9 protein-coding genes are annotated in these 15142 nt (G+C 69.6%); 3 read left to right on the top strand and 6 right to left on the bottom strand.

Annotated features, from left to right (window positions below; genetic code table 11):
- Positions 1-75: 75 nt before the first annotated feature.
- From CUC05_RS22165 to CUC05_RS22155, 3 genes are all read right to left on the bottom strand, one after another.
- Entirely contained in the window at positions 76-2865 is a 2790-nt protein-coding gene (locus CUC05_RS22165; protein WP_157965885.1) for a hypothetical protein, read from the bottom strand.
- A 198-nt stretch (positions 2866-3063) separates the two neighbouring features.
- Positions 3064-5829 carry a hypothetical protein gene (locus CUC05_RS22160; RefSeq protein WP_157965884.1) on the bottom strand — a complete coding sequence of 922 codons (2766 nt, stop codon included), beginning with the start codon at positions 5827-5829 and terminating at the stop codon, positions 3064-3066.
- Between the two features lie 133 nt (positions 5830-5962).
- Positions 5963-7774: a hypothetical protein gene (locus CUC05_RS22155; protein ID WP_157965883.1), complete on the bottom strand. Its 1812-nt coding sequence runs from the start codon at positions 7772-7774 to the stop codon at positions 5963-5965.
- Positions 7775-7904: 130 nt separating this feature from the next.
- On the opposite strand from CUC05_RS22155, the gene aztB reads away from it, so the two are divergent.
- The 3 genes from aztB to CUC05_RS22140 are packed head-to-tail and all read left to right on the top strand — an operon-like array spanning position 7905 to position 10591.
- Entirely contained in the window at positions 7905-8750 is an 846-nt protein-coding gene (aztB, locus tag CUC05_RS24970) for a zinc ABC transporter permease AztB (protein ID WP_157965882.1), read from the top strand.
- A gap of 54 nt (positions 8751-8804) precedes the next feature.
- The gene (locus CUC05_RS22145; RefSeq protein WP_108668325.1) at positions 8805-9437 is read left to right on the top strand and encodes a TetR/AcrR family transcriptional regulator; all 633 of its coding nucleotides are present in this window, start codon (positions 8805-8807) and stop codon (positions 9435-9437) included.
- Positions 9438-9451: 14 nt separating this feature from the next.
- Positions 9452-10591 carry an acyl-CoA dehydrogenase family protein gene (locus CUC05_RS22140; RefSeq protein WP_170128088.1) on the top strand — a complete coding sequence of 380 codons (1140 nt, stop codon included), beginning with the start codon at positions 9452-9454 and terminating at the stop codon, positions 10589-10591.
- A 12-nt stretch (positions 10592-10603) separates the two neighbouring features.
- Here CUC05_RS22140 and CUC05_RS22135 read toward each other — a convergent pair whose 3' ends face one another.
- From CUC05_RS22135 to CUC05_RS22125, 3 genes are all read right to left on the bottom strand, one after another.
- Positions 10604-12031 (bottom strand): response regulator, encoded by a 1428-nt coding sequence (locus CUC05_RS22135; protein ID WP_108668323.1) that lies wholly within the window; start codon positions 12029-12031, stop codon positions 10604-10606.
- A gap of 71 nt (positions 12032-12102) precedes the next feature.
- Positions 12103-13377: a serine--tRNA ligase gene (serS, locus tag CUC05_RS22130; protein WP_108668322.1), complete on the bottom strand. Its 1275-nt coding sequence runs from the start codon at positions 13375-13377 to the stop codon at positions 12103-12105.
- Between the two features lie 123 nt (positions 13378-13500).
- Entirely contained in the window at positions 13501-15108 is a 1608-nt protein-coding gene (locus tag CUC05_RS22125; RefSeq protein ID WP_108668321.1) for a cell wall-binding repeat-containing protein, read from the bottom strand.
- Between the last annotated feature and the right edge of the window lie 34 nt (positions 15109-15142).

The following is a 15142-nucleotide window of genomic DNA, read 5'->3' as shown; positions in this document are numbered from 1 at the left end:
GTCCGGGTCAGTCCGAAAAGGCGACGACCCGAGCCCACGTGGGTGGGTCGGGCCGTCGCGCGGGTCCGGGACCGGCTAGCTCTGGAAGATGACGTCCTCGAGGGTGCGGTTGCCCGCGAGGTCCTCGTAGAGGTCCAGCGGGTCACCGTTGTAGAGGAACGACACGCCGTACAGGCCGACGCGGGAGTCCAGCATCAGGCCGGACAGCACGCGGGACGACGCGTTCGCCCCGTTGTCGACGCTGTTCACCGGCCGGTAGAGGAAGTCGTCCTGCTGCTGGCCGGCGTCGGGGTTGACCTGGACGGTCGCCCAGTCCTGGTTGGCGTTCCGGCCGCCGGCCAGGATCTCGTTGTACCCGACGTCGACCGCGTCGCTGCCGTCGAAGGCGGCGGCGGCGATCCGGGGGACGACCTGGTCGAGCACGACGGTCAGCTTCAGCGGGTCGACGCTGAACTGGGAACCGGCCTCCGCGAAGGGGTTGTGGAAGGTGACGAACCGGGTCAGGTGGCAGTCGTCGCCCACGACGACGCCGGTTCCGACGCCGGTGTCGCAGTCGGCGATGTCGGCGATGACCGGCAGGTCGACGGTCACCTGGTCGTTGTCGTCGACCTCGGGGTCGGCGACGACGTAGAGGGTGTTGCCGGCGCCGTCGCGGACGTGGACCTCGTACACCGAGGAGGCCGCACCCACGGTCACGTGCGGTGCCTGCGTGCCGGTCGCGCCGGCCACGCCACCACGGTTGAGGTGCACCATGCGGTCGTTGTTGCCGGGGTCGCCGTAGACGGTGACCTGCTCGAAGGACCCGTCGTCGGCGTCGCTGTCGTACCGCTCGAGGGTGGTGAAGACCGGGTTGCGCGGGGCGATCCGGGTGATGGTGTCGATGGCGTCCTGCAGCAGGGTGTTGTCGGCGCCGTCCTGGAGGGCGTCGCTGAGCAGGCTGCCGTTGTCGTAGGTCAGCTCGTAGGACCGGTCGGGGTCGAGGTCCTCGAAGACGGTGATGATGCGCTTGTCGTCCGGGCCGGGCTGGCCGTTGCGGCAGGCCGACCCGTCGGAGTAGTAGACGCCCTCGACGGTGGCACCGGCGAGGCGCCAGGTGGAGGCGTTGCAGCCACCGGTCAGCAGGCTCTCGCCGTTGGGGCCGACGTAGTCGTTGGCCAGCTCGACCTCGACGTAGTAGCGGCCCGCGAGCGGCCCGGAGGCGATGTCGGGGGCGTCGGTGGCAGTGCTGTCGGCCAGCGCGGCGAGGACGGCCGCCGGGTCGGCGTTGTCGATGTCCTGGGTCAGGTCGGCGTCGCTGGCGTTGCCGGCGACGTCGGTGATGCTGGCGGACGCCGCGAGGGAGGAGAAGTCCGGGACGGCGACGTCGGAGCCGCCGAAGCCGACCTCGTCCGGCACGGTCCAGTCGACGCTGAAGCTGGTCCCGCTGAACTCGGGCTCGGCGTGGATCTCGAAGGGCTCGCTCTGCTGCAGGGTCACCTTGTCGGTCACGGTCCCGCTGATGACGAAGTCCAGGGTCGGCGAGCTCTGCGGGTCGACGATGTCACCGGTGAAGGTGATGACGTCACCCGACTTGATCTGCAGCTGCCCCGAGGGGATCTCGACCTCGAAGTCCTGGATGAGCGGGGCGAGGTTGTCGATGAGGACGATGCTCGGCAGCGAGATCGTCTGGCTGTAGGGGTGCCCGTTGCTGTCGGTCCCGCCGGACAGGGTCAGGGTGCCGGTGAGGGCCTCGGTGTCGATGTCGGCGTCGATGGTGACCCCGGCAGCGGTGACGGTGGCCACGCTGTTCTCGGCCCACGGGGCGCCGTCCCACGACAGGGTCGTGCTGGCCGCGGCGAACGGGCCGGTGGTCGCGCCCTGCAGGGCGAACGTGGCCGTCGCGTCGGCCACCGTCGGGATGTTCAGCTTGTCGAGGTCGAAGGTGAAGTCGTAGTCGAAGCCACCGATGTGGGCGCCCGTGCCGTCCTTGCGGGACGACCGCACCACCTCGGGGGCGACGCTGTCGAGGTCGGCCTGCAGGTAGGGCTCGCCCTGGATGGTGAAGGTGCCCGTGATCGTGCCGGCGTCGCTGGCGCCGCCCGTGTCGAGGCCGACGGTGACGGTCGGGGTGGCCGAGCGAGGGGTCCGACCACCCGTGGTGGTGTAGTCGAAGGCCACGTCGGTGTCGACGGCGTCACCGGCCGTGCCGAGCGCACCGATGCCGGGGAGGGTGACGGGGGCACCGGGGGTGCCGTCGATCAGGGGCGTCACCGTGATGTCCTGCCGCGCGTAGGACGTGGCGGTGAACCGGGCATCGATGGTCTGCCCGCGGGTGGCGGTGTTGTCCGCCGGGGTGGACGTCTCGAGGATGGAGCCGGCCACGAGGTCGAGCACGTGCACCGTGAGGTCCAGGTTGGCGTAGCGGTCGAACGAGCCGTTGGCGCCACCTTCGTCGGAGATGTCCACGACGAAGTTCTGGGTCTGGTCGGCGCTCTGGGGGGCGCCGATGTCAGCGGTGAAGGTGATGTCCAGCGATCCACCGGGGACGATGCCCAAGCGCCCCTGAATGTCGGGGGTGCCGGTCGGCTCGAAGTCGTAGAACCCTCCGCGGTGGGAGACGCAGGACCAGCCCGACACGGTCGGGCAGCTGTCGCCCAGCAGCATGGCCGGCGGGGTGACCCGGACGTAGTCGATGACGTCCTGGGCGCTGGTCAGCGGGTTCGCGTCGTTCTCCACCGTGATGGTGAAGTCCTGGCCTGCCCCCGGGAAGACGTCGGTGGCATCCAGCGACACGGTCGCGGCAGGTGCGGCCATGGCGCTCAGCGCGGGCAGCAGCCCGAGCGCAAGGGCGATGAGCCCGACGACTGACAAACACTTCTTCAACATGATCTGCTCCCGTTCCCGTCTGGGGTGGTCGGCTCCCGCCCGTTCCGGACGTCTCTGGTGCGGGGGTTCGACGGCCGGTGACGTCATTCCTCCCGCGAGTGCCGGACAATTGCGCGGATCGCGACAAACCGCCCCGCGGGGGCAGGAAAAGGGAGAAGGCCCGGACCGTTCGGTCCGGGCCTCCTGATGTCGAGGTGCCTAGCTCTGGAAGATCACGTCGGTCGACGTGCGGTTTCCGGCCAGGTCCTGGTACAGCTCCAGCGGAGCGCCGTTGTAGAGGAACGACACGCCGTACAGGCCCACTCGGGAGTCCAGCAGGAGGCCCGACAGGACGCGGCTGGCACCGTTGGCACCGTTGGCGACGTCCTGCACCGGACGGAACAGGAAGTCGTCCTGCTGCTGGTTGGCGTCGGGGTTCACCTGGACCGTGGCCCAGTCCTGGTTGGAGTTGCGTCCGCCGGCCAACGCCTCGTTGTACCCAACGTTCACCGCGTCGCTCCCGGACATGGCCGCCGAGGAGATCTGCGGCAGGACCTGGTCGAGCACGACCGTCAGCTTCAGCGGCTCGAGGGAGAACCGCGATCCACTGGCGGCGTTGGGGTTGAAGAACGTCACGAAGCGGGTCAGCTCGCAGTTCTCGCCGACGATGGTGCCCTGGCCCTGGGTACCGCTCTCGCAGTCACCAAGCAGCGCCGGGATCGGCAGGTCGAGGGTGGTCTGGTCGTTGTCGTTGACCGTCGGAGCCGGCACGCGGTACAGCGTGTTGCCCGCCTGGTCGAGGACGCGGACCTCGAACGCGGTGGATGCGGCACCCACGGTGACATGCGGGACCTTGCTGCCCGATGTCGCCGCGGGACCACCGGCGTTGACGTGGACGACCCGGTCGTTGTTCTCGGGGTCGCCATAGACGGTGACGGTCTCGTAGGAGCCGTCGTTGGCGTCGGTGTCGTACCGCTGCAGCTGGCTGAACAGCGGGTTCGGCGGGGCGATCGTGGTGATCGTCTGCGCCACGAAGTTGAGGACCTCGTTGGCGGCACCGTCGAACATGTCGTCGTGCAGGAGGACCCCGGAGTCGAACTCGATCTGGTACGGGAAGTTCGGGTCGAGGTCCGACAGCAGCGCGAGCACGCGCTTGTTGTCCGGACCGGCCACACCGTTCTGGCAGCGGGCACCGTTGGAGTAGTAGACCCCGATGACGCTGGTCTCGTCCTGGTCCCACGACAGCGGGTTGCAGCCACCAGCGATGAGGCTGGTGCCGTCGTCCTTGTTGTAGTCGTTGGTCAGCTCGACCTCGATGTAGTACCGAGCGCCGGGGAAGTTGTCCTGCCCGTCGAACTGGTCGTCCTGGAGGGTGGCGATCCGAACCGTCGGAACCGCGTTGTCGATGTCGATGTCCCCCGATGCGGTGCTCTGGTTGTTGGCGACGTCGGACAGGGACGCGTCGGCAGTGAAGAGCGCGAACTCGGGAAGGGGCGTCTGGACGCCGCCGAAGGGCACGGTGGCCGGCATCTGGTAGGACACCGAGAAGCTGTCACCCGTGAACGACGGGTTGGCGAAGACGGTGATGGGGTCGCTCTGCTGCATCGTCAGCTTGTTGGTGACCGTACCGGTGATCGCCAGGTCCAGGCTCGGGCTGTTCTGGGGGTCGTCGATGTCGCCCGACAGGACGATCGTGTCGCCGGCCTTGACCTGGAACTGTCCGGAGGGGATCGCGATGTCGAAGTTCTGGATGATCGGGGCGATGTTGTCGATCAGGATCAGGCTCGGCAGCGGGATCGTCTGGGAGTAGGGGAACAGGTTGTCGTCGGTGCCGCCGGCCAGCCGCAGGGTGCCGTTGAGCACCCCGGTGTCGACGGCGCTGTTGATCGCCACGTTGGCGACCGTGAAGGTCGCGATGGCCCCCTCGGCCCACGCGCCACCGTTGGACCACGTGATGGTGGCCGGCAGCTGGCCCGCCGGCGCGCCGGGACCACTGAGCTCCAGCGTTGCGGTCGGTGCCGTCTGCATCGTCGGGATGTTCAGCTTCTCCGCGTCGATGGAGATGTCGTAGCTGAAGCCGCCGATGTGGGTGCCGTCGTTGTCCTTCTGCGAGGAGCGGACCACCTTGGGCTGCACCGAGTCGAGGTCGGGCACGAGGTAGGCCTGGGCCTCGGCGGTGAAGTTGCCGGTGAGCGGACCGGCAGAGGATCCGCTGGACGTGACCGACGCGGTGATCGGCAGGTTCGCCGTCCGGGGGGACAGCGCGGCCGTCGTCGACACGGTGAACGGGACGGGGGTGCTGGTCGTGCTGCCCTCGACTGCTGCGGCCCCGATGCCGGGCAGGGTGACGGCCGTCTGTGCGGCACCGTTGACCGTCGGGGTGATGGTGATGGGCTGCCTGGCGTAGCTGATCGCCTGGAACTGGCCACCGACCGTCTGTCCTCGGGTGGTGATCCCGTCGGTGTTCGGCGACGTCTCCGCGATGGAACCAGCGAGCAGGTCGAGGACCTTGACCGTCAGGTTCAGCGCCGGGAGGCGGGTGAACGTGTTGTTCGCCCCACCCTGGTCCGACACATCCACCACGAACGGTTGGGTCTGGTTGGCGGTGTTGGGTGCGCCGATGTCACCAGCGAAGGTGATCGCCAGTGACTGACCGGCGGCGATGGTGCCGCCGCTGAGGTCATAGAACCCGCCTCGGTGGGAGGTGCACGTCCAGGTGCTGGCGGGCGAGATCGTGGGGCACCCCTCGTTCAGCAGCAGCGCCGGGGGAGTCACGCGGACGAAGTTGATGCGCTCCAGGGCCCCCAGGGACAGGGGGTTCGCGTCGTTGCGGACGGTGAGGGTGAAGGACTTGCCCTGTCCCGGGAACACGCTGGCGGTGTTCAGCGTCGCTGAGGACGGCGGCGCGGCGGACGCGCTGAGGGCGGGCAACAAGGCGTACGCCATGACAACAGCCGCCAGCAGTGCCAGTGGCTTCGTGAACATCCTGCGGCTCTTCATGGCCGGGTCCCTTCGAGTGGTGGCGACCCGTCGACGTGCGGGTCCTCGCAGGGATGGTTCGCCGTGCACTGCGGCGGTTCCTGCTACCACAAACGAGTAGTTTTCACGAGGAACCGTTTCAGGAACGTGCACCGGGCGGCGTCACGGGCCCGAACCACTCGTCGTTGGCGTTGGGTGCCATTCCCCACAGGATCGTGGCCGACACCGAGCCGAAGTCCGGGTTGAGCAGGACGACGAACGCGCGCTCGTCCGCTCCAACGTGCACCTGACGCCTGCTGGGAATCTTTTCCACGTGCACGGACCCGTGGTCGGTCACGGTGATCAGGTGGGCGTCGACCGGACCGCGGAAGTCCAGCGACGCCGACCCCGTGATCTCTGCCGCCATGACGCCGCCGTCACCCAGCGTGCGGTCATAGCGGTTGCCGACGGGCAGCTGGCGAACGTGCCATCGGGCGAGATGCGCACCCCAGTCCCGGTACTCCGAGAACTCGTCGGATGGGGACCGCCAGCCGTACCCCTGCCCCGTGATGGCAGAGACCGCGAACGTCAGCAGGTTGCTGCTGAGCGACCGACCGGAGGCGGTACCGAGCCCGCCGACGGTCTTGCTGAAGTCACTTCCCGTCGGCCCGCCGGTGGCTGACTCCTCCAGCAGGCGGACGAGGCGATCGATGCCGTTCCGGCCGTACCAGGACATCCAGAACAAGCAGGCGTCCTCGGCATGGCCGTTGAACGGTCCCTCGCCGAAGGCCTTGTCGGGCGAGTTGCCCTGGAACCCGTTGCATCCCTGCGCCGATCGCTGGTACAGCGGGCTTCCGGGGATGTAGGACGCCTCGGAGTACAGGTGGAGCGACTCCTGCATGCGAGCCGTCCCCTCGGCGAAGGCCGGGGACAACGACTCGTTGCCGGACAGCTCGGCGTACCCGTGCTGGACGTTGTGGAAGATCTCGTGCCCGAGGATCGTCCTGAACCCGAGGGCCTCCTCGGTGTAGTGCATGCCGAGCTGGGACTGGAAGTACACCGCCTGGCTGGAGAGGTGCACGTTGAAGGTGTCGGTGGCGACCGTGCACGCGATGCAGAACAGGCTCAGGGCGTCGTCGACGAAGACGGTGCCCTGGGCGCCGGGCAGCCGGTTGTCCAGCCCCCAGAGCAGGAACTCCTCGTAGTTGTCGAGGCTCCAGTCCCGGACCGAGCGGTAGAAGTCCGCTTCGCGGATCCCCGTGTCGTCCTCCAGGTCCGGGCTGATCGTGGTGTCGCCCGCGGAGACCAGGATCTCGAAGCCGTCGGAGGCGGTGCCCCGCGTGACGATCTCCGGCTGGTCGAGTGCGGAGAGGGGGTCGTCAACGGCGTGGACCAGGCCATCGCCGCCGCGACGGAAGCCCATGGACGCGCCCGGCAGGGCGGTCAGTCCCCCGTGGTCGGGCGCCACCGGCGGGACCGCGAAGTCCACGGCGGTCCACCGGGCCTCGCGCAGCCCCTCCTGGTCCATGACCACGGTCCACTCGGCCACCACCCCGTTGGTCCGCGCGTGCGAGACGGCGTGCACCGTCCCGTCGACGGTGCGCACGTCGGACCAGCGGAGGTCGACGAAGTTCGGCGTGGCCAGCACGGTCGCCGCGGCCAGCGCACGTTCCTCCGTCGTCAACGTCGCACCCGCGGCCAGCCAGGTGTTCACCGCGGTCGCATCGCACCAGGCCTCGCCGACACCCAGGAGCCTCGTCCGACCGCCGCCGATCAGGACCGGATCGTCGACGACAATGGTCCGGCGACCCGCGACGACCTCGATCGTGGCGTCGGTGACGGCCGCGCTGGGGACGCACGAGGCGTCCGATGTAGCCACGGGCAGGGGTGCTGCGCCCGCGCTGGTCGCGGTGGCGACGAGCAGGGCCACGAGCAGGGTGGCGACGGCGGTCCGGGCATGGACGCTGGACAACACGACAGTCCTCTGGGAAACCAACATGGGGGGTCGGCCGATGCTTCGACACGGCAGCCCCGGAGTCCTGCACGAACACGCCGTTCCGCTGTGGGCGCGTCCGCCCATCGCGCATACCCTCCCCCTGCACATGGACTTCCTGCTCGAGCCCTTCGCGGCCGGCTTCACCCAGCGAGGGCTGGTCGCCGGCCTGCTCGTCGCGACGATGTGCGGCACCGTGGGCGTCTGGGTCGTGCTGCGATCGCTGGCGTTCATGGGCGACGCCCTCGCCCACGGGGTCATCCCGGGCATCGCCGTTGCCGCGCTGGTGGGGGTCGACCTGACCATCGGCGCCGCCATCGCCGCAGCCCTGACGATCGGTGGCGTGTCCTTCGTCAGCTCCCGGGCGCGGCTGCCCGAGGACACCGGGACGGGACTGCTGTTCGCGGGGATGTTGTCGCTCGGTGTCGCGATCATCTCGCGGTCGGGGTCCTTCGCCGTGGACGTCACGGCGTTCCTGTTCGGTGATGTGCTGGGCGTGACGTCCTCCGACCTGATCCTCCAGGGCGTCGCCGCGACGATCGCCGTGCTGGCGTCGGTGCTGGGATACCGCGCCTTCCTCGTCCTGTCCTTCGACGAGCGCAAGGCCCAGCTGCTGGGCCTGCGGCCGGCCGTGGCCAGGGCGGTGCTGCTGGCCCTCATCGGCTTGGTCGTGGTGACCGCCTTCCGGACCGTCGGCAGCCTGCTGGTGTTCGGGCTGCTGGTCGCCCCGGCCGCCACGGCCACCCTGCTGGTGCGCCGTGTCCCCACGATCATGGTCGTGTCCACGGTGCTCGGGTGGGCCGCGGTGGTGATCGGCCTGGAGCTCAGCTACCACCTCGACCTGGCCGGCTCGGCCGCCATGTCGGGCACGTCGGTGGCGATGTTCTTCATCGTCCTGACGGGTCGCGAGGTCGCCGACCGCATCCGCTCGGGACGGACTGCCCGGGCCACCTGAGCAAAACCGACCAAGTTGACTGTTTGGTGGCGCGCTGCCTAGGCTGCGCGTCAGATGGCTGCCGCCGACGCCCCGAACGTCCCCCTCCAGCAGCGCGCGCTGCGCACCCGCGCGAAGATCCTCGACGCCACCGTCGAGAGCCTCGTGGACGACGGCTACACGGCGACCACCACCGCTCGGGTGCAGGAGCTGGCCGGGGTCAGCCGTGGTGCCCTGATCCACCACTTCCCGTCCAAGCAGGAGCTGCTGATGGACGCGGTCGCCCACCTCGCGGTCAGGCGCGGGCGGTGGTTCACCGAGCAGGCCACGAAGCTGGACTCCCCGGCCGATCGTTGCGCCGCCGGCATGGGGTTGCTGTGGTCGACGATGAGCGGACCGCTGTTCGCCGCCGCGACCGAGCTGTGGGTCGCCGCCCGCACCGACGACACGCTCCGCGACGCGCTGGTCGTCCACGAACGGCGCCTCGGCGCCGACGCACGGACGGTCATCGCCGATGTGCTGGGCGAGCCGCACCCCGAGGACCCCACGTTCAGGGCGGCCCTGGACCACGCCCTGCAGACGTTCCGTGGCGCGGCGCTGACCGCGCTGCTGCGCGACGACGCCCGGTGGGAACGCCGGATGGTCCGCGCCACCACCGACACCTTCTGCCAGATGATGAACCACGACCCCCAGAGGACCCGACCATGAGCACGATCAACTGGATGCCCCGCACCGGCCTGGACGAGGAGCACCTGCACTTCCAGCAGATGGCCCGCCGGTTCATGGAGAAGGAGGTCGCGCCGCACAACGAGGAGTGGGCTGCGGCAGGACAGGTCGACCGTGACGTGTGGCTGGCCGCCGGTGAGGCCGGGCTGCTGTGCATGGCCGCCCCCGAGGAGTACGGGGGCACCGGGGTCGACGACTTCCGCTTCAACGCCATCATCAACGAGGAGCAGGTCCGCGTCGGATCGTCCGGCCCCGGGTTCGCGGTCCACACCGACATCAACCTCCCCTACGTCATGCGGTACGGCAACGACGAGCAGAAGGCCCGCTACCTGCCGAGGATGGTCAGCGGCGAGTGCATCACCGCCATCGCCATGACCGAACCCAACACCGGATCGGACCTGTCGGGTATCAAGACCTCGGCGGTTCGCGACGGTGCGGACTACGTGGTCAACGGCGCCAAGACGTTCATCTCCAACGGGCAGATGGCCGACATGGTCATCACGGTGGTCCGGACCAGCGACGACCCCCACAAGGGCCTGTCGCTGCTGCTGGTCGATGCCGACACCCCCGGCTTCGCCCGCGGGCGCAACCTCGACAAGGTCGGCATGAAGGCCCAGGACACCTCCGAGCTGTTCTTCGACGACTGCCGGGTGCCGGCCAGCCAGCTGCTCGGCGAGGAGGGCATGGGGTTCCTCTACCTCGTCGGCAACCTGCCCCAGGAGCGACTGTCGATCGCTTGCACCGCCGTGTCGGCGGCCGAGGCGATCTTCGAGGAGACCCACGCCTACATCACCTCCCGAAAGGCGTTCGGACGCAACGTCGGGTCGTTCCAGAACAGCCGCTTCGTCATGGCCGAGCTGCGCACGAGGATCGAGCTCGGGCGGGTGTTCATGGACCGATGCCTGGACCTGCACAACGCCGGCGAGCTGTCCATCGAGCACGCCGCGATGGCGAAGTGGTGGACCACGGAGATGCAGGTCAACGCCATCGACCGGTGCCTGCAGCTGCACGGCGGCTACGGCTACATGACCGAATACCCGGTGGCCCGTGCCTACGTCGACAGCCGCGTGCAGACCATCTACGGCGGCACCACGGAGATCATGAAGGAGATCATCGGCCGCGGCATGGGCCTGTAGGCCCCCGCCGAGTCAGGGGGACCGCGTCGGCGCCACCGTCGACCCGTGGGCGAGGATCGTGCCGACGACGTCGGCCACGGCCTCGCCCTTCTCCACGTAGGCAGCCGCGCCTGCACTGAGGCTTCGTTCGGCCAGGTGGTCACGGGCAAAACCGCTGAGCATGATGACGGTCGAGCCCGGCGCAGCCTGCCGGACCAACGGCAGCGCGGTGAGACCGTCCATGACGGGCATGGCGACGTCGAGGAGCACCACGTCGGGCTGGAGGGCTGCTGCCTGCTCGACCGCTTCCCTCCCGTCGCCGGCCTCACCGACGACCACGAAGCGGCTGTCGCGTTCCAGGTTGAGCCGCAGGAGGAAACGCAGGTCCAGCGCGTCGTCGACGAGGAGGACCCGGATGGCCCCGGCACGGCCGGACCCGGACTGCTCGGCCGGGGGCAGTGGCTCGTCGAAGAGGGTCTCGAGCATCGCCGCCGACTCCCGGACGAGGTCGCCGGAGCCGAGCGGCTCGTGACCCTGGTCCAGCAGGTCGACCATCATGTGCCGGGCATCGGCCAGCACGCGCGACAGGTACTCCCCGGCGGCCTCGCCTCGGCCCGCCTCCAGGGCCAGCAGGGCGCTGGTCAACCGCTGGATGACGTTGTCGTTGATCTCCACGGCCTGCCGTCGTCGGCGGCGGGTCTCCTGCAGCCGCATGTCGAGCTGGACGACGTCCTCGATGCTCTTGCGCAGCGCTTCCTCTGCACGGACGCGGACGGTGACGTCCAGGCACGACCCGCGCATGCGGATGGGGTTGCCGTGTTCGTCGGTGTCGACGGTCCCCTGGCTCTCCAGGACCCGGACGTCACCGTCGGGGCGCACGATCCGTTCGGTCATCGCGTAGGCCTCGGTCGTGCGGTAGGCCTCGGCGTGGATGGCGCGGATTCGTTCCTGGTCGTCGGGGTGGATCATCCCGATGAACCGGTCGTAGGTGATGGTCTCCGACTGCGGCTCGAGCCCGTAGATCCGGAACAGCTCGTCGGACCACGTCACGGCCCCCTTGACGATGTCCCACTCGTAGTCGCCCATGTGGGCCAGGGCCTGGGCGGTGTCGCTGCGCTCCTGCACCTCTGCCAGGCGCGCGGCCAGTCGCTGTCGGTCCCGGTTGACCGCCACGATGCCGACCAGGGTCTGGATCACGTCGGGGTCGTCGATCCGCCTCGCCCAGCCCACCTGCAGGGTCTCGGTGAAGCCCGGGAGCGGAAACGGCTCGAGCTCGCCGTCGGTGTCACCGACCCTGGCGATCGTCCGCGAGCTACCGGGGTCGCTGACGTCGACCAGCGACACACCCGTGACGGCCATGCCCTGCATCACCACGTCCAGCAACGCTGCCGGGGTGGTCGACAGGCTGGCCTGACGAGCGACCCAACCCAGGGATGACTCGGACGGGGGCGGCAGGGTCACGGTGCTCCTGGAGGTGGGGGATGTTCTGTGCAGACCACCCCCTCGGACCGCAGTCCGCCCTGCTTGTCATGCTATCCCTGGGTGCGTACGGGGACGAGCCGTTCCTTGCCCATCATTTGGACTAGTACCTCGGGCAGCACGATGGACCCGTCGGCCTGCTGGTGGGTCTCCAGGACCGCGATGATGGTGCGGCCGACCGCGCAGGCGGTCCCGTTGAGGGTGTGCACCGTGCGGGTGCCGTCGTCGGTGCGGTACCGGGCCTTCAGTCGACGGGCCTGGTAGTCGGTGCAGTTGGATGCCGACGTCAGCTCTCGGTAACGACCCTGTCCGGGCAGCCAGACCTCCTGGTCGTACTTCCGGGCCGCGGAGTCACCCAGGTCCCCCACCGCGATGTCGACCACGCGTCCGTGCAGGCCCAGGCCGCTGAGGACCTCCGTCTGGATGGCCCGCAGCCGTTCGTGCTCCTCCCAGCTGTCCTCCGGCGTCACCCAGCTGAACATCTCGACCTTGTCGAACTGGTGCACTCGGAAGATCCCGGAGGTGTCCTTGCCGTAGGTCCCGGCCTCGCGACGGAAGCAGGTGGAGAAGCCGCCGTAGCGCAGCGGCAGCTGGTCGGCCTCGAAGATCTCGTCCATGTGCATGCCGGCCAGCGGCACCTCGGCGGTCCCGACGAGGTACAGGTCGTCCTCGGGGACCTTGTAGATCTGATCGGCGGACCCGGGCAGGAAGGCGGTGCCGAACAGCGCCTCCTCGCGCGTCAGGACGGGCGGGATGACCGGGGTGAACCCGTGCCCGGCGATGATGTCCATGGCGTAGCGGACGAGGGCGAACTCCAGGAACACCGCGTCGCCCAGCAGGAACGCGAACCGGCTGCCCGAGACCTTGACCGCCCGCTCGATGTCGAGGATGCCGAGGGCCTCACCGAGCGCGACGTGGTCGACGGGGTCGAAGTCGAACGCCGGCTTGTCGCCGAACTGCTGGACCTCGACCGCATCGTCGTCGTCGACGCCGTCGGGGGCCTCGGGGTGCGGGACGTTGGGGATGGTCAGCAGGATGGCGTTCTGCTCGGCCTCGAGTGCCGCCTCGTCGGTCTCCAGGGCCTCGATGCGGGCGCTGAAGGTGCCCGACTCCTCGATGAGGGCCGGACGTTCCTCCGGGGTGGCCTGTCCGATCCGCCGACCGAACTGCTTCTGCTCGGCCCGCAGGTCCTGCGCCTGGGTCATCAGCGCACGGCGCTGCTCGTCGATCTCCAGCAGCCGGTCGATGGTCTCGGAGGAGACGCCTCGCCTGGCAAGCGGTGCGCGGAAGTCGTCGGGGGCGGAGCGGAGTGCCTTGAGGTCGATCACGATGAGGGAGGGTATGCGGTCCCCGGACCGAACGCGACGCCCCGCCCGACCAGCGGTCGAGCGGGGCGTCGAGGTGGGACCGTGACGGCCGGACCAGCGGTCGGGCCGTCACGGAAGGTGTGTCTAGTTGCCGCCACCGAGCAGGCCACCGAGCAGGTCGTCGACGGGGTTGCCGCCGTCCGAGCCGTCCTCGTCCCCGGATCCACCCGACCCGTCGGATCCGCCGGACCCACCGCCGAGCAGGCCACCGAGGGCACCACCGACCAGGTCGGTCACGTCCTCACCGACGCTGCCGGCAGCCTCCTCGAGGGCTGCCTGGGCGGCGGCAGGATCGCCGCTGGCGACCGCACCGAGCAGGTTCTCGAGGGTCTCCGTCGTGGCACCCGCCTGCTCGAGGGCCTCGGTGAGGCTCTGCAGGACACCCGGCAGCAGGCCGGCCAGCCCCAGGTCGGTCAGCAGGTCACCGAGGATGGGCAAGCCGCCGATCATGTCCAGCAGCCCGGAGACGAGCTCGAGCGCGCCAGCGACGTTGCCCACCATGAGCAGCGCCACCGCCCGGCACGCGAGGGAGTCCACGAAGCTGGCGCAGATCACGGCAGGACCGCCGTCGAGGAGGTTGGCGACCATCCCCTCCAGCACGAAGGTGAGGGTCTCCGCCGGGATCGTCAGGCCGTCCACGAGCAGGACCGGCGCGGCGTGCTCGGTGCCGTGGGCGGTGGCGGCGAACCCGGGCGCCCACACGTCGTCGCGGGCACGGCTCTCGGCCAGGATCAGGCGGTCGGCATCCGCCGACGACGTGAAGCCGCGGGCGTTGGCGATGGCGACGGCAGTGGCGTAGCGGTTGTCACCGGCCACACGGCTCGCGGACAGGCCGAGCGCCGTGACGGCGTCCTCGGTCGCCTGCGACACGGCCCCGGTGCCACCGATGATGACGACGTCGGTGATGGTGCTGCTGGACAGGTACTCGGCGGTCGCCGGGTGCAGGCCGTCCGACGGCGTCATCAGGATCGGCCACCCGTTCTCCGCGGCGTAGGGGCCGGCCGCGAGCAGGTCGGCGTAGGCCTGGTCGTCGGGCTGTCCGGCGTCGGGGTAGGCGCGGACCAGCAGCGCCGTGGTGGCGCCGGGGTTGGTCGCTCGGGCGGTTTCGACGGCCGTCTCCACTCGGGTCGGGCCGCCGACGCGAGTCACGGTGAGACCGGCGATCTCCAGCTTCTGGACGACCAGCGGGTTCAACGCGCGGTCACCACCGAGGATCGTGATGTCGGTCATGCCCAGCCGCATCAGCTCCAGGCCGGTGCGCGGGTCGAGGTCGTCGGAGTCGGTGAACAGCAGCGGCGCGTCGTTGACGCCCTGGAAGGCCCCGGAGGAGAACCCGTCGGCGAAGAGGTCCTCTCGCGACAGGATTGCGGTGCCGGCACCGTCGGGGAACGTGGCCTGGGAGAAGGCCACACCTGCGTCGATCGCGTCGTCGCCGCCGAGGGCGAGCGCGTTGACGAGCGGGGCGTCCGCGAGCGTGTCGTCGATGGTGGCCAGGGTCGTCAGCACCAGCTCCGACACGGGGTTCAGGATCGGGTCGAGGGCGTTGAGCCCCTCGAGCTCGCCGACCTCGCCGAGGAGGTCCTCGACCGAGGGCAGCTCGGTCTGGGCACCACCCGGCAGGGCGGTCGTGACGAGCAACAGGACGAGGAGGGCTGCGGGCAGGGCCACGCGCAGGGCAGGACGGCGAAGCATGGGGGCTCCTGAGGGAACGATCGACTGCGGACGT

This window comes from Euzebya rosea, from assembly GCF_003073135.1.
GTDB classification, from domain to species: Bacteria; Actinomycetota; Nitriliruptoria; order Euzebyales; family Euzebyaceae; genus Euzebya; species Euzebya rosea.
Note: the sequence above shows the minus strand (reverse complement) of the source record. Positions and strands in the feature narration are given on the sequence as shown.